This is a genomic window from Streptomyces sp. NPDC004284, from assembly GCF_042874035.1.
GTDB lineage: Bacteria > Actinomycetota > Actinomycetes > Streptomycetales > Streptomycetaceae > Streptomyces.
In genome coordinates this window covers 183,288-201,624 of the sequence record NZ_JBIAMJ010000009.1, presented here as the reverse complement: position 1 = coordinate 201,624, position 18,337 = coordinate 183,288, and the positions used below count along the sequence as shown (strand labels likewise).

Below are 18,337 nucleotides of genomic sequence, written 5' to 3'. Positions count from 1 at the left end.
GCGTCAGCCGGTCACCGATCGCACCGCGCGGATGAGCGCCTGGGCGCGGGGGTCGGCCGTGACCGTCTTCCGCATGCCGTTGGTGACGTATCCGAGGGCGATCCCCGCGTCCGGGTCGGCGAAGCCGAGCGAGCCGCCGCGCCCGGGGTGGCCGAAGGAGGAGGGGCCGAGGAGCGGGGAGGCCGGGCCGTGCAGCATGTGGCCGAGGCCGAAGCGGGTGCCGACGAGGAGGACCTGGTCGGGGCCCGCCGACTCCTCCGTACGGGCCAGGGTGAGCGTCGCCGGGGCGAAGAGGCGCTCGGCGCCCTCGACGGGGCCGAGGGTGGCGGCGTAGAAGCGGGAGAGCGCGCGGGCGGTGGCGACGCCCGCCGAGCCGGGCAGCTCGGCCGCCTGGTAGACGGGGTCGTTCTCGTCGGGCGCGGGCTCGATGACGGCGAAGGCGCGCCGGGTGAGCGACCGGGGGTCCTTGTACGCCTCGGAGACCGAGCGCTTGGGGCGGAGCCTGAGGGCGCCGCCGCCGGGCGGGTCGATCTCCTCGACGGGGCCGAGCCGGCCGACCCGGTGGGCCTCGGCGTCGGGCAGGCCGATCCACAGGTCGAGGCCGAGGGGCCCGGTGATCTCCTCGGCGGCCCAGCGGCCGAGGGTGCGGCCGGTGACCCGGTGGACCAGGCCGGAGAGCAGCCAGCTGAAGGTGTGGGCGTGGTAGCCGTGGGCGGTGCCGGGCTCCCAGGCGGGGGCCTGGGCGGCTATCGCGGCCGTCGCCGTCGGGAGGTCGACCGCTTCGGCGAGGCTGAGCGGCCGGTCGAGGACGGGGACGCCCGCCCGGTGCGCGAGGAGCTGCCGTACGGTCACCCGGTCCTTGCCGTGGGCCTTGAACTCGGGCCAGTACGAGGCGACGGGGGCGTCCAGGTCGAGCAGCCCGCGCTGGTGCAGGAGCAGGGGGACGGCGGCGGAGACGCCCTTGGTGGCGGAGCGGACGACCTGGGCGGTGTCCGCCGTCCAGGGGTCCGTGCCGTCGACGTCCTTCGTCCCCGCCCACAGGTCGACGACCTTCGCGCCGTCCCGGTGGACGGCGACGGCCGCGCCGCGCTCGCCCCGCTGCTCGAAGTTGCGCAGGAACGCGTCCCTGACCGGCTCCCAGCCCGCCGCCACCGTGCCCTGGACGTCCACCTGACCCACACTTCCTTTCGTACGACCGTCTCCCATGGTGCAACGCGGGGGGAGAAGGCCGGATTCCGGGGTCGGGTGGACGTCGGGGTCCGTCAGACGAGGTGGATCGTGAAGCGCCTCACGAGCGTGGGGGTCGTGGCGATCGTGTCGGAGTGGACCGAGCCGCGGGCCTTGTCGTACGCCCCGGTGCCGCCGGTGATCGCGTTGTCGAAGGGACCCTGGGCGATGTAGTCGTAGTACATCCCCTGCACGGTGAGCTGGCCGTCCGGGAGGGTGTAGGTCGTGACGCACTGCTCCGCTTCCTCGACCGACGCCGGGTCCCCTCCCCGGGTGGTGGTGCAGGTGCCGTTGGTCTCGCCGACCACGTTGCCGTCCTGGTCCTTGAGGACCGACCGGACGACGACCCGGTCGCCCTGCGAGACGGTGCCGGGGGTGACGGGGAAGCGGGTCAGCTGCTGCAGCTCGGCCAGGAGCGTGAGGGTCCGGGCCTTGCCCCCGGCGTGGGGGGAAGCGGCGCCCGCGACGGGGGCGCAGGCGAGGAGGGTGACGAGGGCGGTGGCCGTGCCGAGGCAGGCCGCTCTGATGGGGCGCATCATGCGACTCCTGGGGTGGGTGTTCGGGAATGACCGGATGGCGAACTCTCATCCGATTCCGTTCGATTCCCTTCATAACCCCGGCTCCGGCTCCGCCCGGAGCGCCCCGGCGCGACCCGCTGGCATGTCCAGCCGGTCGGACCAAAACCGGGGCCTCTCGACTCAGGCCACGGAACTCGGCACGAAGCCGAACGGCAGCTCCAGGCGGTGCCGGGCCATGAGTTCCTCGTCGGCGAGGATCCCGGCCGTCGGCCCGTCGGCGGCGATCACGCCCTCGCTGAGGATGACCGAGCGCGGGCAGAGCTCCAGGGCGTACGGCAGGTCGTGGGTGACCATGAGGACGGTGACGTCGAGGCCGCGGAGGATGTCGGCGAGTTCGCGGCGCGAGGCCGGGTCCAGGTTGGAGGACGGCTCGTCGAGGACGAGGATCTCCGGCTCCATGGCGAGGACGGTGGCGACGGCGACCCGGCGGCGCTGCCCGAAGGAGAGGTGGTGCGGGGGCCGGTCGGCGAACTCCGCCATCCCGACCTTCGCGAGCGCCTTCCGCACGACCGCTTCGAGCTCGGCGCCCCGGACCCCGGCGGCGGCCGGGCCGAAGGCCACGTCCTCGCGGACGGTCGGCATGAACAGCTGGTCGTCGGGGTCCTGGAAGACGATGCCGACCTTCCGCCGGATCTCGGCCATGTGCTTCTTGCCGACCGGAAGCCCGGCGACGGTGACGCTGCCCGCGCCGCCGGTGAGGATGCCGTTGAGGTGGAGGACGAGGGTGGTCTTGCCGGCGCCGTTGGGGCCGAGGAGGGCGACCCGCTCGCCGCGTCCGACGGTCAGGTCCACGCCGAAGAGGGCCTGGTGGCCGTCGGGGTAGGCGTACGCGAGGCCCGACACTTCGAGCGAGGGCGAGGGGGCGGTCATAGGGTCCATCCCAGGAGGCAGATCAGGAGTGCGGTGAGCGGCAGGGCGGCGGCGTACGTCCACTGGGCCCGGGTGGCGGTGACCTCGTCGATGACCGGCATCGTGCCGCTGTAGCCGCGGCTGACCATGGCGAGGTGGACGCGTTCGCCGCGCTCGTACGAGCGGATGAAGAGCGCGCCGGCGGACTTGGCGAGGACGCCCCAGTGGCGGACGCCCTTCGCCTCGAAGCCGCGGGAGCGGCGGGCGACGGACATGCGGCGCATCTCGTCGGTGATGACGTCGCCGTACCGGATCATGAAGGAGGCGATCTGGACGAGCAGCGGCGGCAGCTTGAGCCGCTGGAGGCCGAGGACCAGGGCCCGCAGTTCGGTGGTGGAGGCGAGGAGCACGGAGGCGGCGACGCCGAGGGTGCCCTTGGCGAGGACGTTCCAGGCGCCCCACAGGCCGGGGACGCTGAGCGAGATCCCGAGGACCGTCGTCTGCTCGCCGGGGACGACGAAGGGCATGAGCAGCGCGAAGGCGACGAAGGGGATCTCGATGAGGAGCCGTCGCAGCAGGAAGCCGGCCGGGATCCGGGCCTGTGCCGCGACGCCGGCGAGGAGCGCGGCGTAGAGGGCGAAGGCCCAGACGGCCTCGCGGGGCGTCGAGACGACGACCACGACGAAGCCGAGGACGGCGGCGAGCTTGGTGTGCGGGGGCAGTTCGTGGACCGGCGAGTGCCCGTGCCGGTAGAGCTTGTGGGCGTGTCCCGCGCCCATGTCAGGCCTCCCGGGCGGCGGCCTTGCGGCGGCGGACGACCCAGAAGGCGCCGGTGCCGACGGCCAGGGTCGCGCCGACGCCGATGACGCCGGCGAGGCCGCCGGCGAGGCGGGGGGCCTCGACGCCCTTGACGCCGTAGTCGGCGAGCGGGGAGTCGGCGGCGGCGTGCTCCTCGACGTTCTTGTCGATGCCCTGGTCGGCGGCGACCTTCTCCAGGCCGTCGGGGCTGGCGGAGGCGTAGAAGGAGACGAATCCGGCGAGGACGAGGGCGGTGACGAGGCCGCCGAGCCACAGCTTCTTCGGGGAGCCCTTCTCGACGGGGGCCGGGGTGGCGTCGATCAGCTCGCCGTCGACGCGCAGCTTGAGCGGCGCGGTCAGGCCGCGGGCGCCGTACACGAGGTCGGGGCGGACGGCGACGACGGCGCCGACGGTCAGCATGGTGATGACGGCCTCGCCGATGCCGATGAGGACGTGGACGCCGACCATGGCCGTGAGGACCTTGGAGACGGGGACGTCGGTGGTGCCGCCGATGGCGTAGATGAGGGTGAAGGCGGTGGCCGCGGCCGGTACGGAGACGAGCGCGGCGACGAAGGAGGCCACGGTCACCGAGCGGCGGGTGCGCGGCAGGACGAGGACCAGGCCGCGGAAGAGGGCGTAGGACACGACGACGGTGACGACGCCCATGACCGTGATGTTCACACCGAGGGCGGTGAGGCCGCCGTCGGCGAAGAGGATGCCCTGCATGAGCAGGACGACGGCGATGCACAGGACGCCGGTCCAGGGCCCGACGAGGATCGCGGCGAGCGCCCCGCCGAGGAGGTGTCCGCTGGTCCCGGCGGCGACCGGGAAGTTCAGCATCTGGACGGCGAAGATGAAGGCCGCGACGAGGCCGGCGAGCGGCGCGGTGCGCTCGTCCAGTTCGCGCCGGGCTCCGCGCAGGCCCGCGGCGACGGCGCCGGCGGCGACGACACCGGCGGCGGCCGATATGGGGGCGTTGATGAATCCGTCGGGTACATGCACGTCGGAATGATAGAGCGCTCCTGCGAAGAGGTTGCAAGAGCGCATCAGTCACAGAACGGGGCGCGTGACCCCGCGCACACTCCGGGCCGGACGCGCATGCGACGCGCCCCCGCCGGGAAGGAGTGGAACCATTAGTCGATAAGAGGACAAAACGTGAGGAGCCTCCCATGGACGGCGCGCACGACCGCAGAGTCGACGACCACGCCAAGGGGCGGATCATCAGCGACGCCCCGCTCTCCCGCCCCGTCCCGGTGGCCCTCCGCTACGACCCCGGGTCCTCCCCGGCCACGGTCCGCTTCGGCTTCCCCGGTGCCGTCGAGTGGTCCTTCCCGCGCGCCCTCCTGGAGACCGGCCTGCGCGCCCCGACCCGCCGCGGCGACATCGGGGTCTGGCCCTGCGGCCGCGTCCAGACGGTCGTCGAGCGCCACACGGACGACGGGGTCACGGTCGTCCAGTTCGACACCACGGCCCTGCTCCGCTTCCTGAAGCACACGTACGCCGCCAGTACGTCGATGACGACGCACTGACGGCGCACGGGGACCGGCCCGGGGATCAGACCTTCACGAGGTCCGGCTTCGCGGCGCCGGACCCACCGGTCGCCTCCGCGAGGCTCTCGCCCTCCACGTCCACGTTCGGCAGGATCCGGTCGAGCCACTTCGGCAGCCACCAGGCCTTGTGGCCCAGGAGCGCCAGGACGGCCGGGACGATCGCCATGCGGACCACGAAGGCGTCGAAGAGGACGGCGGCGGCCAGGCCGAAGCCGATCATCTTGACCATCTGGTCGTCCATGCCGATGAAGCCGGAGAAGACCGCGATCATGATCACCGCGGCGGCGGTGACCACCCGGGCGCTGTGCCGGAAGCCGGTCACGATCGCCTCGCCGGGCCGCTCGCCGTGCACGTACGCCTCGCGCATCCGGGTCACGAGGAAGACCTCGTAGTCCATCGCGAGGCCGAAGACGACGCCCACCATGAAGATCGGCATCATCGACATGATCGGGCCGGTCTGCTCGACCCCGAAGAGGCTGCCGAGCCAGCCCCACTGGAAGACCGCGACGACCGCGCCGAGGGCCGCGACCACGGAGAGCAGGAAGCCGAGGGCCGCCTTCAGCGGGACGAGGACCGAGCGGAAGACCAGGGTCAGGAGCACGAAGGCGAGGCCGACGACGAGCGCCAGGTACGGCACGAGCGCGTCGTTCATCTTCTGCGAGAAGTCGATGTTCATCGCGGTGGCGCCGGTGACGAGCACGTTGTCGCCCGTGGCGTCGCGGATGTCGTGGACCAGACCCTCGGTGGCGGTCGAGGACGGGCGGTCCTTCGGGACCACCGTGATCATGGCGGCGTCGCCGGCCTTGTTCGGGGTGGCCGGGGTGACCGCGGCCCAGCCGTCGAGGCCCTTGATCGTGGAGACCGTCTTGTCGGCGGTCGCCTTGTCGCCGTCCACGACGACGAGCAGCGGGCCGTTGAAGCCGGGGCCGAAGCCGTCGGACAGCGTGTCGTACGCCCGGCGCTCGGAGGTGGAGGTCGGCTTGACGCCGTCGTCCGGCAGGCCCATCTCCAGCGAGGCGGCGGGCACGGCGATCGCGCCGAGGCCGAGGACGCCGACGATCAGCACCATCAGCGGGCGGCGGATGACGAGGCGGGCCCAGCGGGTGCCGCCGTTGGGCCTGCCGCTCGCCTTGTCCTGCTTCTCGGTGCCCTTGCGCTGCTTGCGGCCGACGACCTTGTTCCCGGCGAAGCCGAGCAGGGCGGGGATGAGGGTGAGCGCGATCAGTACGGCGATCACGACCGTGCCGGCGGCGGCGAAGCCCATCTTCGTCAGCATCGGGATGTTGACGACGGCCAGGCCGACCAGGGCGATGACGACGGTGAGTCCGGCGAAGACGACGGCCGAGCCGGCCGTGCCGACCGCGCGGCCCGCGGCCTCCTCGTGGTCCCGGCCGTCGGCGAGCTCCGCGCGGTAGCGGGAGACGATGAAGAGGGCGTAGTCGATGCCGACGGCGAGGCCGATCATCGACGCGAGCGTGGAGGTGGTGGTGCCGAGGTCCAGGACGTTCGCGAGCGCGGTGATCGACGAGACGCCGATGCCGACGCCGATGACGGCGGTGAGCAGCGGGAGCCCGGCCGCGACGAGCGAGCCGAAGGTGATGACGAGCACGATGCCGGCGAGGACGATGCCGATGGCCTCGCTCGCGCCCTGCTCGGGCATGGTCTGGAGGGCGTCGCCGCCGATCTCGACGGTCAGGCCCTTGCCCTGGGCGCCGTGACCGGCGTCCTTGAGGGCCTCGCGGGTCTCGTCGGTCAGCTCCATCCCGTTGACCTCGTAGGAGACCGAGACGTAGGCGGTGGAGCCGTCCTGCGAGACGGCGTGCGCGGTGTACGGGTCGGTGACCTGGACGATCTGGTCCGAGCCGGACTTGAGCGCGGCGACGGTCTCCTCGACGACGGCCTTGTGCGCCGGGTCGGTCATCTTCTCGCCCTCGGGGGCCTTGAAGACGACGCGGGCGGTGGCCCCGTCGGCCCCGGCGCCCGGGAAGCGCTCTTCGAGCAGGTCGAAGGCGCGCTGGGCCTCGGTGCCGGGGATCGAGAAGGAGCTGGAGGTGGGCGTGGACGCGGTGGCGGCACCGACGCCGGCGAGGGCGAGGAGCGCCACCCAGAGGAGGGCGACGAGCCGTCGGCGCCGGAAGGCGGTGCGGCCCAGCTTGTAGAGGAACGTGGCCACGGGGGCGTACTCCCATTGTGGGGCGGGACAGGACATGGGGAGCCGGCCCGACGGCGTGAGCGGTTCGTCGTCAGGTGGAGAGGTGGAGCTTCAGGTGCTGGTGCTTCTGGTGCTTCAGGCGCCGAGTGAGGGGAGCACCACGGCGTCGAAGTAGGCGCTGAGGAAGGCGCGGTCGACCGGCTGGTCTTCGATCAGCGGGCGGGCGATGAACGCACCGATCAGCATGTGCGGGACGAGCTTCAGCGCCGGGTTGCCGGCGTCGATCTCCCCCCTGCGGACCGCTCGCTGCAGCACGTCGTCGAGGCCGTTCATCTCGGGTTCGATGAGCAGCTCGCGCAGCGCCCGGTGCAGTGCGGGGTTGGTGTGGACGGCATGGGCGAGACCCCGCATCAGCGCGGCGTCCTTGTCCATCTGGCAGTCGTCGGTGTGGGCGAGCATCTCCTGGATGTCGCCCCGCAGCGAGCCGGTGTCGATCTGGGTGATGTCGACCGGCTTGTTGTGGCGCAGCGCCCGGGCGACCAGCTCGGGCTTGCTCCCCCACTGGCGGTAGAGGGTGGCCTTGCTGGAGCGGGTGCGGGCGGCGACGGCGTCCATGGTGAGGGCGTCGTAGCCGACCTCGCGGAGGAGTTCGAGCACGGCCGCGTAGAGCTCGGACTCCCGCTCGGGAGTGAGTCTGCTGCGTGCCATGGCCGGCCTCCGATCCGAACGAAACGGTTTCGTACACCACGACGATATACCCACCCCCTCAGCGAAACGAAACCGTTTCGTACGTGTCCTGCGCCACACGGCCCCGCACGGGAGAGGACACAGGACAGGACGCCCGCATACACGTACGAGTTGCCTCACCCCCTCCGCGCGGAAAGCATGAACAGGTGAGTGACGACGTCGCGTATCTCCGTTTCCCGCACCTCCACGACGACCTGCTGTGCTTCGCCGCCGAGGACGACCTGTGGATCTCCCCGCTCGTCCCCGAGGGCCATCGCCCCGGCCGGGCCTGGCGCCTCACCGTCGACCGGACGCGGGTCGGCCACCCGCGCTTCTCGCCGGACGGGCGGCACATCGCGTACACGAACTGGCGCAGCCTCGACCCCGAGATCCATCTCGTCCCCATCGACGGCGGCTCCGCCCGGCGGCTCACCTACTGGGGCTCCACCGACACCCGGGTCTGCGGCTGGACGCCCCCCGACAAGGACGGCCGCTCCGACATCCTCGCCGTCTCCTCGCACGGGCAGCCCTTCTCGTACTACTCCTGGGCCTACACCGTCCCCACCGACGGCTCCCCCGGCCTCCGCCTGCCCTGGGGCCCGGTCTCGGACATCGCCGTCACCGACGACCCCGCGATCTGCGAGAGCGGCGGCGAGCGCCGCTCCCTCCTCCTGACCGGCAAGCCGCCGCACGAACCGGCCTCCTGGAAGCGGTACCTCGGCGGCGCCACCGGCCGCCTCTGGCTCCACGGGGAACGACTGCTTCCCGACCTCGGCGGCCACCTCGACTCCCCCATGACCGTCGGCGGCCGGATCGCCTTCCTCTCCGACCACGAGGGCGTCGGCAACCTCTACTCCTGCCGGCCCGACGGCAGCGACCTGCGCCGCCACACCGACCACGACGAGTTCTACGCCCGGCACGCCTCCAGCGACGGCCGCCGGGTCGTCTACCAGTGCGCCGGCGAGCTGTGGATCGTCGACGCCCTCACCGCCGACTCCCGCCCCCGCAGGCTGGAGGTGCGGCTCGGCGGGCAGCGCGTCGGCCGGCGCCCCTACCAGGTGCCCGCCGCCCACCACGTCGACGCGGTCTCCGTCGACGAGACCGGCCGGGCCTCCGCCGTCTCCGTGCGCGGCAGCCTGTACTGGCTGACGCACCGCGACGGCCCCGCCCGCACGATCACCGACACCCCCGGCGTCCGCGTCCGGCTCCCCGAGATGCTCGGCAGCAGCGGCCAGGTCGCGTACGTCACCGACGCCGAGGGCGAGGACGCCGTCGAGGTCGCCTCCCTCCCGCGCGCCAGCGGCGACCGGCCGCCCCGCAGGCTCGCCTCCGGCGACCTCGGCCGGGTCGAGGAGATGGTCTCCGACCCGGACGGCGAGCGGCTCGCGATCGCCTCCCACGACGGCCGCCTCCTCCTCCTGACCGTGTCCGAAGAGGCGGCTGCCGCCGCGGGCACCGAGGACTCCGACGGCGAGGTCACCGAACTCATCCGCTCCGTCAACGGGCCCGTCCGCGACCTCGCCTTCTCCCCCGACGGCGACTGGCTGACCTGGTCCCACCCCGGCATCGGCCGCTCCCTGCGCTCCATCAAGATGGCCCGGATCTCAGGACCCGGCGCCCGTACCGTCGTCGACGTCACCAACGGGCGCTTCGAGGACGAGAACCCGGTCTTCACCCGGGACGGCCGCTACCTCGCCTTCCTCTCCTGGCGCGGCTTCGACCCCGTGTACGACGTGCACACCGGCGACCTGTCCTTCCCGCTCGGCTGCCGCCCCTACCTCGTCCCGCTCTCCTCCGCCACGCCCTCCCCCTTCGCGCTGCTCCCCGACGGGCGCCCGGCGGCCGGCGGCCTCGACCCCGCCGACGACGACACCGAGAACGCCGACGGCACCGTCACCGTCGAGATCGAGGGGCTCCCCGACCGGGTCACGCCCTTCCCGGTCGCCGCCTCCAAGTACTCGGCGCTGCACCCGGTCAGCGGCGGCGGCCTGGTCTGGCTGCGCTGGCCCATCTCGGGCGCGCTCGGCGAGACCTTCGCCAACCCGGCCGACACCTCGGGCAAGCCCACCCTGGAGCACTTCACCATCACCAAGGCCCGCAGGACCGAACTCGCCAAGGACCTCGACTGGTTCGCGGTCAGCGGCGACGGCACCCGGCTCGTCGTCGCCGACGACGGCGAACTGCGGGCCGTGCCCGCCACCGAGTCCGGCGACGGCGACTCCACCGTCTACCTGGACCTGCGGCGCATCCTCCACGAGATCGACCCCGGCGCCGAATGGCGGCAGGCCTTCGACGAAGCCGGCCGGATCGTCCGCGCCTACTTCTGGGAGCCGGACATGGGCGGGGTCGACTGGACGGCCGTCCTCGACCAGTACCGGCCGCTCGTCGAACGGATCGCGTCCCCCGACGAGTTCGCCGACCTGCTCCGCGAGGTGATGGGCGAGCTCGGCACCTCCCACGCGTACGTCACGCCCGCCCGCCGCAACGAGGGACCGCCGCACTACCAGCGGCCGATGGGCCTGCTCGGCGCCAACCTCGTGCCCCGGGAAACCGGTTGGACGGTCAAACGCATCCTCCCCGGCGAGTCCTCCGACTCCAAGGCCCGCTCCCCGCTCGCCGGCACCGGCATCCGCGAGGGCGCCGTCCTCACCCACGTGGACGGCCGGCCCGTGGACCCGGTCGCCGGCCCCTACCCGCTGCTCTCCGGCACCGGCGGCACCACCGTCGAGCTCACCTTCACCCCCGCCGAGGGCGAGGGCCGCGCCCGCCGCGTCGCCGTCGTCCCCCTCGTCGACGACCGCCCCCTGCGCTACCAGGACTGGGTCGCCAAACGGCGTGCGGTGGTGCGGGAGATCAGCGGCGGCCGCTGCGGCTACCTCCACATCCCCGACATGGGCGGCTCCGGCTGGGCCCAGTTCAACCGCGACCTGCGCATGGAGGTCTCCCGGCCGGCCCTCATCGTCGACGTCCGGGGCAACGCCGGCGGCAACATCAGCGAGCTCGTCATAGAGAAACTGACCCGCACGATCCTCGGCTGGGACCTCACGCGGAACGCCCAGCCCGTGTCGTACGCCTCCAACGCCCCGCGCGGCCCCGTCGTCGCCCTCGCCGACGAGGCCACCTCCTCCGACGGCGACATGATCACCGCCGCCTTCAAGCTCCTCGGCCTCGGCCCGGTCGTCGGGCAGCGCACCTGGGGCGGGGTCGTCGGCATGACCGGCCGCCACCGGCTCGGCGACGGCACCCAGATCACGGTCCCGATGAACGCGGCCTGGTTCCCCGAGTACGGCTGGTCCCTGGAGAACCACGGCGTCGAACCCGACCTCGCGGTCCTGCGCACCCCCCTCGACTGGGCCGAGGGCCGGCACGCCCAGCTCGACGACGCGGTCCACGTCGCCCTCGCCCTCCTCGACGAGACCCCGGCCGCGAGCCCCCCGGGCTACGACTCCCTCCCGGACCGCTCCCGCCCGAAACTGCCCCCGCGACCGGCCTAGAAGGTCGTCAGGTCCAGCTCGTACGCGGTGCCCGGCTCCCCGTCGTCGAGCCTCGTGCCGCCCACGGCCCCGAACCCGGCCCGGGCGAGCACGGCGCTCGACGCGTCGTTGCCCAGGGACACCACGGCGGTCAGCCGGCTGAGCCCGTACTCCTCGACGGCCAGCCGGCACACCTCCCGCACCCCCCGGGTGGCGAGCCCCCGCCCGGTCGCCTTCTCGGCGAGCCGGTAACCGAGCTCGGCGCTGCCCGCCGCGGCGTCCACGTCGACGAGGTTGATCCGCCCGAGGATCTCCCCGCCCTCGGCGACCAGCACGTGGAAGTGGAGCTCGCCCGCCTCCTGCGCCTCGATCAGCTCCCGGTGCCGGGCGTCGAACTCCTCGAAGTAGGCGTCCCCCCGGTCGGGCACGCGCGCGGCGAAGTACGCCCGGTTCGCCCGCTCGAAGGCGAGCAGGGCGGGCGCGTGGTCGGGTCGGAGTCGCTCAAGTACGGCCATGGTGCTCACCGTACGGAGATCCGGCGCCCGGATGCGCGACTTTTTCCGGCACGCGAAGGCGCACCCGGGGCCCCGGGTGCGCCTTCCTCAAGGACGGACCGACGTCAGGCGTCGTAGTCCTGGTCCATGCGGTCCTGGGCCTCCTGCTGGGCCCGGCGGCTCTCCTCGTCGGCGCGGTCGCGGCCCTGGGACGCACGCGAGGACGCCTCGTCCTTCGCCTTGCCCATGGCCTGCTTGGCCTTGTCCGCGGCCTGCTTGGCCTTGTCCTTGAACTGGTCCTGCATGCCCATGGAAGTTCACTCCTAGAAGGGTGAGAGGGTGCCGGGGCAGTGTGCCTCTCCGGCCTCGACCAGCCTTGCACGAGCGAACATTCCACGCATTTCGATCAGTTACGGACGGCTATCGCACGGAGGGGCCCTCCGCCCGCGCCTGCTCGTCGGCCGCGCCGCCCGCGCCCACCAGGCCCTTGGACACCGCGCCCAGACGCGGCTCGAAGCGCCGCATCTCGCGCTGCCCGACCGTGGCGATCAGGCTCGGCAGATAGCCGCGGACCGCCTGCATCCCGCGCAGCCACCCCTGGGCGTACACATGGGCCGAGCGCCGCTCGATGCCCGCCACGATCCGGTCGACGGCCGGGCCGAGGGGGTACGTGCGGTTCGCGGGCCACGGCAGCCGCTGCCGCAGCTCCTTCATCACGTCGTCCTGGTCCGCGCCCCGCACCATGTCCGTGTCGGTCCAGGACAGATAGCCGACGCCGACCTTCACGCCCTTGTACGCGACCTCGGCGCGCAGGCTGTGCGCGAAGGCCTCGACGCCCGCCTTGGAGGCGCAGTACGCCGTCATCATCGGGGCCGGCGTGAGGGCCGCGAGGGAGGCGATCTGGAGGAAGTACCCCCGGGACTCCATGAGGACCGGCAGGAACGCCCGGCCCGTCACCGCGCCGCCGATCAGGTTGACCTCGACGACCCGCCGCCAGGCGGCCGGGTCGGAGTCGACGAAGGGGCCACCCGCGGCGACACCGGCGTTGGCGACGACGATGTCGACCTTCCCGAACCGCTCCTTCACCTCGGCCGCGACCCGGGCCATCGCCTCGTGGTCGGTGACGTCGGCGTGCCACCAGTCGGCCTCGGTGCGCAGCCGTCCGGCGACCTCCTTCAGCTGCTCCGGCTCCAGGCCGACCAGCGCGATCTTCGCGCCGCGCGCGGAGAGCTTGCGGGCGAGGAGCTCCCCGACCCCCCGGGCCCCGCCGGTGACGACCGCGACCTGTCCTTCCAGGCTCACCCTGCTCATGCCCCTGCCTCCTCGTTCTCCTTCACGCCCAGGTACGTGAGGGTCAGTTCGCGGATCTGCGCGGTGACGGCCTCCGGGGCCTCCACCGGTGTCATGTGGCCCATGCCGGCCAGCTGGACGAGGCCCGTGCAGTGCGGCAGCGCCTCCGCCATCGCACGGGAGAGGACGGGCGGGGTGAGCCGGTCGGCGGTGCCGACGAGCACGGCCACCGGCAGCCGCAGCTCCCGCAGCCCCGCTTCGAGGTCGAGTCCGGCCAGGACCTGCGACCAGCCGTGGCGGGCGCCGCGCGGGCAGGCGTGCACGATCCGGGCGCAGGCCTCGACCCGCCCGGGCGCCGAAGCCGGTCCCATCGTCGCGTACTTGAGGATCTTCTTCGAGAGGGCGTTGACCGGGCCGAGCGGCGCCTTCGCGCCGAGGACGGCCTTGGTCAGCCGGGTGCGCAGGCCGCCGGGCCCGAGCGGTACGACGGTGGCCTCGGCGGTCAGCCGGGAGGGCCCGGTGGAGCAGAGCAGGACGGCGGCGGCGTGCTGCCGGAAGCCGGGCCGCCCGGCGGCGGCCATCATCGTCATGCCGCCCATGGAGTGGCCGGCCAGGACGGCCCGCTCGCCGGGGCCGAGGGTGGCCGCGAGCACCGCCTCCAGGTCGTCGGCGAGCGCCGTCGTGGAGTAGCCGGTGCTGCCGGTCGCGGCGGGTGCCGGGGAGCGGCCGTGGCCGCGCTGGTCGTAGGCGATGACCCGGTGGTCGGCGGCGAGGGAGCGGATCTGCTCGGCCCAGAAGGCGATGGAGCAGGTCCAGCCGTGGGAGAGGACGACGGCGGGCGCGCCCTCGGGGCCGTACACCTCGACGTGGACCGGGGTTCCGTCGGCGGAGACGGCGGTGAGGGAGCGGGGGGCGGGAAGGCTCTGGAGCGTCACCGGGCGGTCTCCTTCTTCCGGTCGGTCCGGGCGGGCTTGGGGGCCGGCTCGGGGGCGCGGATCACCTCGTACTCGGAGAGGTCGACCTGCCGGGTCTCGCGCCGGAACTCGGCCGTGGTGCCCGGCCACAGGGTGGTGTTGCGGCCGCTGGCGTCGAGGTACCAGCTGTTGCAGCCGCCCGACTTCCACACGGTCCGTTCCATCCGGGACTGGACCTTGCGGTTCCAGGCGTTGACGGCGGAGGGGCGGACGGCGAGGGCGGCGCGGCCGCCGAGGACCGTGAGCTGGCGGAGGTAGTCGGCCATGTAGTTCAGCTGGGACTCGATCATGAGGATCATCGAGGAGTTCCCGAGGCCGGTGTTCGGCCCGATGATCATCATGAAGTTGGGGAAGCCGCCCGCGGTGGCCCCGCGCAGCACCTTCACCCCGTCCTTCCAGGACTCGGCGAGCGTGTGCCCCTCGGCGCCGACGACGCGCGAGGCGATCGGGATGTCGGTGACGTGGAAGCCCGTGCCGAAGACGATCGCGTCGACCTCGGTCTCGGTGCCGTCGGCGGCGATCACGGTCGAGCCGCGGACCTCGCGGAGGCCGGAGGCCACGACGTCGACGTTGGGCTGGGCGAGCGCCGGGTAGTACGTGTTGGAGAGCAGGATCCGCTTGCAGCCGATGCGGTACGAGGGCGTCAGCTTGGCCCGCAGCGCGGGGTCCTTGATGGAGCGCGCGATGTTCGCCCTGGCGAGCTTCTCGACCAGGCCCAGTTCGTTCGGGTGCTTGGTGAAGGCGCCGACCTGGAGTTCGCGGATGCCCCAGAGGAGGCCCCGGCGCAGGGTCGCGGTGGCGGGCAGCGCCCGGTGCAGCCGGCGCTCGATGCCGCTGATGGCCCGGTCCATGCGGGGCATGACCCAGGGGGGCGTCCGCTGGAAGAGGGTGAGCCTGCCGACCTCGCGCTGGATCTCGGGCACGATCTGGATGGCGGAGGCGCCGGTGCCGACCATGGCGACGCGCTTGCCGCGCAGGTCGTAGTCGTGGTCCCACCGCGCCGAGTGGAAGACCTTGCCGGGGAAGTCGGCGATCCCCGGGATGTCGGGGGTCTTCGGGTCGGAGAGCGGCCCGGAGGCGGCGATGAGGATCTCGGCGCTGAAGGCGCCGCCGCTGGTCTCGATCTCCCAGCGGAGCGTCTCCGCGTCCCACTCCGCCCGCAGCATCTCGTGGTTCAGGCGCAGGTGCGGGCGGATCCCGAAGGTGTCGGTGACGTGCTCCAGGTAGGCGCGGATGTGGCGCTGGCCGGAGAAGGTCCGGGGCCAGTCCGGGTTGGGCGCGAAGGAGAAGGAGTAGAGGTGCGAGGGGACGTCGCAGGCGCAGCCGGGGTAGCTGTTGTCGCGCCAGGCGCCGCCCACGGAGTCGGCCCGTTCCAGGACGACGAAGTCGGTGATCCCCTCGCGGCGGAGCCGGACGGCGGCCCCGATGCCGCCGAATCCCGACCCGATCACCGCCACCCGTACGTGCTCGTGCTTCGCCATGCCGCCTCCCGCGCGCCCGGCCCATTGCGCCAGCAATCACTGGCACAGTCGGGACTGTAGAGCAGCTCCATACCGAGCGGTAGGGGTACGACGAGGGAAAGTTACCGGCGGTACAACATAGGCTGGCGGACGTGGCAGATGGATCACGTCCCGAGACGGGCGCACAGGACGGCGTACGCGGGCCCCGCGAGTACCGCATGGAGGAACTGGCCTCGGCCGCCGGCATCACCGTGCGCACCCTGCGCTTCTACCGCGAGCGCGGCCTGATCCCGCCGCCCCGCCGCGAGGGCCGCATCGCCTGGTACGACGAGGGCCACCTGGCCCGGCTGCGCACCATCGCCGCCCTCCTGGAGCGCGGCCACACCCTCAACGGCATCGCCGACCTCACCGCCGCCTTCGAGAGCGGGCGGGGCGTCCGCGAGGTCCTCGCCCTCCCCGCCCCCTCCGAGGAGGAGCCGGTCCGCCTCACCCCCGAGGAGCTGGCCGACCACTTCGCCGGCGAGGTCACCGCGGAGAACCTCGCCGCCGCCCTCGACCTCGGCTACCTCGTCACCGACGGCGAGGAGATCATCCACATCAGCCGCCGGCTGCTCGACGTCTCCGCCGCCCTGGTCAAGGAGGGCGTCCCGCTCGCCGAGGTCCTCAAGGCGGGCGCCCGCGTCCGCGAACACGCCGACGCCCTCGCCGAGCTCTTCACCGACCTCCTGCGCACCCACGCGAGCGGGGACGACCTCTGGCGGCTGCGCCCGCTCGCCAAGAGCGTGGTGGAGGCGGAGCTGTCGATGGCGCTCGACAGACGGCTCGGCGAGGCCCCCGACGGCCCCAGGCCCTAGCCCCTAGACCTCGTAGACGGCGGTCACGGGAGCGTGATCGCTCCACCGCTCCTCATGGGTCGCGGCCCGCTCGACATGGGCCTTGACGGCCTTGGCGGCGAGTCCGGGGGGTGGCGATCTGGTAGTCGATCCGCCAGCCCATTGAAATGAAGATACAGTTTGATCCGGGAGGGGGGACTCGCATGACCCTTACGGATAACGATCACCCACACCTGCGGGCACTCGTCGCGGTACGACTGAGCGTCAGGGCCGACGAATCGACATCACCTAAGCGCCAGCGGGAAGCCGGCGTGGCGGAGGCCAGACGCCTCGGGGCTGAGGTCGTCGGCTACGCGGAGGATCTGGACGTCTCTGCCACCAGAACGACTCCGTTCGAACGGCCGGAACTGGGCGACTGGTTGGCCAGGCCCGACGACTTCGACGTGATCATCTGGTGGCGGCTGGACCGCGCCGTCCGTTCCATGGGAGACATGGCCGAGCTGACGCGCTGGGCGAAGCGCCACGGCAAGCGGCTGGTCTTCGCGGAGGGCCCGGGGGGCAGCTCACTGGAGCTGGACATGACCTCGATCATGTCCGAATTGATCATCATGCTGCTGGCCTTCGCCGCGCAGATGGAGAGCCAGGCCATCAAGGAGCGCGTCACGAGCGCCAATGCGGCACTGCGGGCGATGGGACGGTACTCCGGAGGGCTTCCTCCGTACGGATACATGCCCGTGCAGCGTCCAGCCGGCGAGGGGTGGACCTTGGCCCAGGACCCGCAGCGCGTCGAAGCCATCGAGACGATGATCCGGATGCTGCTGGACGGCAGCGCCCCGAACGCCATCGCGTTCCATCTGAACAGCGAAGGCATCCTGACGCCTCGCGACTGGAACGACGTTCGGCAAGGGCGGAACCCGAAGGGGCGCAAGTGGGTCGGCCAGACCGTCAAGCGCGTACTCCTGTCTCCGTCACTCCTCGGTCACCAGACCTACGCGGGTTCCGTCGTCCGGGACGGCAACGGCCTGCCGGTGACCATCACCTCCGACCCGATCCTGACGCGAGACCAGTTCGAGCAGATCAAGTCAGCGCTCGGTGAACGCCCCAAGGGGGCCATCGGGAGCCGCAAGGACACCGGCGCACTCCTCCTCGGCGTCCTGCACTGCGCCTCCTGCAAGGGCCGCATGTACCGGGTCCCCGCACACAACTACTCGGTCTACGTCTGCCGGGCCCGCACCAAGGGACTTCCCTGCGAGGCTCCCGCAGCCATCAAGACCGACTGGGTGGAGGAGTACGCGGAACGGGAGTTCCTGAAGGAGTGGGGGGGCTTCCCCGCGCTGGAACGGGTGACGTACCCCGGTTACGACCCCCGTCCCGAACTGGAGGAGATCACCACCGAACTCCGCGAGCTGTATGCCGTTCGCGATTCCAGGCGATCACGTGTCGGCCTCGCCGTCTGGCAGGAGCAGGTGGACGCGCTGGAGGGCCGCGCCGAGGTCCTGGAAGCGACTCCGGTACAGAAGGAACGCACGGAGCTGGTCCCCACGGGCAAGACCTACGCCGACTACTGGAGGATCGCCGACGCCCGGGAACGGCGCTTCATGCTGCTCGACACCGGAACTCGCCTGGAGTGCGCGAAGGGCCAGCGAGGGGGGCGCCCGGCGGACATGAAGCGCCGCGCACTGGAGCGCCTGTCGATCGACCTTCCCCGGCCGAGGGAACAGCGGCGGCAGACAGCCTGAGCACCGCTCACAGCGGCAGAGCGATGGCGGAGTGACGGTTCTCCCTACTTTTTTGATTGCGCATAGAAAAATAAGAGAAAAACAGATCAGGGGCTCTATCTGTCACTCCGTCATCGCGGCCCCCGTGCCGCCGTACCGCCAGGCGCACCCCAGGGGGCGCCCCCCTCTACGCCTGCCAGAGCGCCTGGGAGCGG

At 72.3% G+C, this 18,337-nt stretch carries 16 protein-coding genes and 1 pseudogene; 4 read left to right on the top strand and 13 right to left on the bottom strand.

The window, feature by feature from the left end; genetic code table 11:
• Window positions 1-3: 3 nt before the first annotated feature.
• The 5 genes from ACFYUS_RS24265 to ACFYUS_RS24245 form a co-directional block, all read right to left on the bottom strand.
• Window positions 4-1,170, bottom strand: coding sequence for a serine hydrolase domain-containing protein (locus ACFYUS_RS24265; protein WP_388855885.1), 1,167 nt, complete (start codon window positions 1,168-1,170; stop codon window positions 4-6).
• Between the two features lie 92 nt (window positions 1,171-1,262).
• On the bottom strand, window positions 1,263-1,766 hold the full coding sequence (locus tag ACFYUS_RS24260) for a hypothetical protein (protein ID WP_388855693.1): 504 nt from the start codon (window positions 1,764-1,766) through the stop codon (window positions 1,263-1,265).
• Window positions 1,767-1,925: 159 nt separating this feature from the next.
• Window positions 1,926-2,675, bottom strand: coding sequence for an energy-coupling factor ABC transporter ATP-binding protein (locus tag ACFYUS_RS24255; RefSeq protein WP_388855690.1), 750 nt, complete (start codon window positions 2,673-2,675; stop codon window positions 1,926-1,928).
• On the bottom strand, window positions 2,672-3,433 hold the full coding sequence (gene cbiQ / locus ACFYUS_RS24250) for a cobalt ECF transporter T component CbiQ (protein ID WP_388855687.1): 762 nt from the start codon (window positions 3,431-3,433) through the stop codon (window positions 2,672-2,674). The genes ACFYUS_RS24255 and cbiQ overlap by 4 nt, the downstream gene beginning before the upstream one ends.
• Window position 3,434: 1 nt before the next feature.
• Entirely contained in the window at window positions 3,435-4,454 is a 1,020-nt protein-coding gene (locus ACFYUS_RS24245) for an energy-coupling factor ABC transporter permease (protein ID WP_388855684.1), read from the bottom strand.
• A 167-nt stretch (window positions 4,455-4,621) separates the two neighbouring features.
• On the opposite strand from ACFYUS_RS24245, the gene ACFYUS_RS24240 reads away from it, so the two are divergent.
• The gene (locus ACFYUS_RS24240) at window positions 4,622-4,981 is read left to right on the top strand and encodes an SsgA family sporulation/cell division regulator (RefSeq protein ID WP_388855682.1); all 360 of its coding nucleotides are present in this window, start codon (window positions 4,622-4,624) and stop codon (window positions 4,979-4,981) included.
• 25 nt (window positions 4,982-5,006) lie between these two features.
• Here ACFYUS_RS24240 and ACFYUS_RS24235 read toward each other — a convergent pair whose 3' ends face one another.
• Both ACFYUS_RS24235 and ACFYUS_RS24230 read right to left on the bottom strand, forming a co-directional pair.
• Window positions 5,007-7,175, bottom strand: a complete 2,169-nt coding sequence (locus ACFYUS_RS24235; protein ID WP_388855679.1) for an MMPL family transporter — start codon at window positions 7,173-7,175, stop codon at window positions 5,007-5,009.
• 114 nt (window positions 7,176-7,289) lie between these two features.
• Window positions 7,290-7,862, bottom strand: a complete 573-nt coding sequence (locus ACFYUS_RS24230) for a TetR/AcrR family transcriptional regulator (protein ID WP_388855676.1) — start codon at window positions 7,860-7,862, stop codon at window positions 7,290-7,292.
• Between the two features lie 185 nt (window positions 7,863-8,047).
• Between ACFYUS_RS24230 and ACFYUS_RS24225 the strand changes: the two genes are divergently transcribed.
• The gene (locus ACFYUS_RS24225) at window positions 8,048-11,374 is read left to right on the top strand and encodes a S41 family peptidase (protein WP_388855673.1); all 3,327 of its coding nucleotides are present in this window, start codon (window positions 8,048-8,050) and stop codon (window positions 11,372-11,374) included.
• Here ACFYUS_RS24225 and ACFYUS_RS24220 read toward each other — a convergent pair.
• The 5 genes from ACFYUS_RS24220 to ACFYUS_RS24200 form a co-directional block, all read right to left on the bottom strand.
• Window positions 11,371-11,868: a GNAT family N-acetyltransferase gene (locus ACFYUS_RS24220; RefSeq protein ID WP_388855670.1), complete on the bottom strand. Its 498-nt coding sequence runs from the start codon at window positions 11,866-11,868 to the stop codon at window positions 11,371-11,373. The genes ACFYUS_RS24225 and ACFYUS_RS24220 overlap by 4 nt on opposite strands.
• 104 nt (window positions 11,869-11,972) lie before the next feature.
• The gene (locus ACFYUS_RS24215; protein WP_388855667.1) at window positions 11,973-12,158 is read right to left on the bottom strand and encodes a hypothetical protein; all 186 of its coding nucleotides are present in this window, start codon (window positions 12,156-12,158) and stop codon (window positions 11,973-11,975) included.
• Window positions 12,159-12,267: 109 nt separating this feature from the next.
• A complete protein-coding gene (locus ACFYUS_RS24210) occupies window positions 12,268-13,158 on the bottom strand; it encodes an SDR family oxidoreductase (RefSeq protein WP_388855664.1) in 891 nt (296 codons plus the stop codon).
• On the bottom strand, window positions 13,155-14,072 hold the full coding sequence (locus tag ACFYUS_RS24205; protein WP_388855661.1) for an alpha/beta fold hydrolase: 918 nt from the start codon (window positions 14,070-14,072) through the stop codon (window positions 13,155-13,157). Before ACFYUS_RS24205 ends, ACFYUS_RS24210 begins: the two co-directional genes overlap by 4 nt.
• Window positions 14,069-15,592, bottom strand: coding sequence for a flavin-containing monooxygenase (locus ACFYUS_RS24200; protein ID WP_388855658.1), 1,524 nt, complete (start codon window positions 15,590-15,592; stop codon window positions 14,069-14,071). Before ACFYUS_RS24200 ends, ACFYUS_RS24205 begins: the two co-directional genes overlap by 4 nt.
• 197 nt (window positions 15,593-15,789) lie before the next feature.
• On the opposite strand from ACFYUS_RS24200, the gene ACFYUS_RS24195 reads away from it, so the two are divergent.
• Window positions 15,790-16,425, top strand: coding sequence for a MerR family transcriptional regulator (locus tag ACFYUS_RS24195; RefSeq protein ID WP_388855882.1), 636 nt, complete (start codon window positions 15,790-15,792; stop codon window positions 16,423-16,425).
• A 3-nt stretch (window positions 16,426-16,428) separates the two neighbouring features.
• Here ACFYUS_RS24195 and ACFYUS_RS24190 read toward each other — a convergent pair.
• A pseudogene (locus ACFYUS_RS24190) lies at window positions 16,429-16,564 on the bottom strand (exodeoxyribonuclease III); the annotation flags it as partial.
• 43 nt (window positions 16,565-16,607) lie between these two features.
• Between ACFYUS_RS24190 and ACFYUS_RS24185 the strand changes: the two are divergent.
• Window positions 16,608-18,143 carry a recombinase family protein gene (locus ACFYUS_RS24185; RefSeq protein WP_388855656.1) on the top strand — a complete coding sequence of 512 codons (1,536 nt, stop codon included), beginning with the start codon at window positions 16,608-16,610 and terminating at the stop codon, window positions 18,141-18,143.
• Window positions 18,144-18,337: the final 194 nt, after the last annotated feature.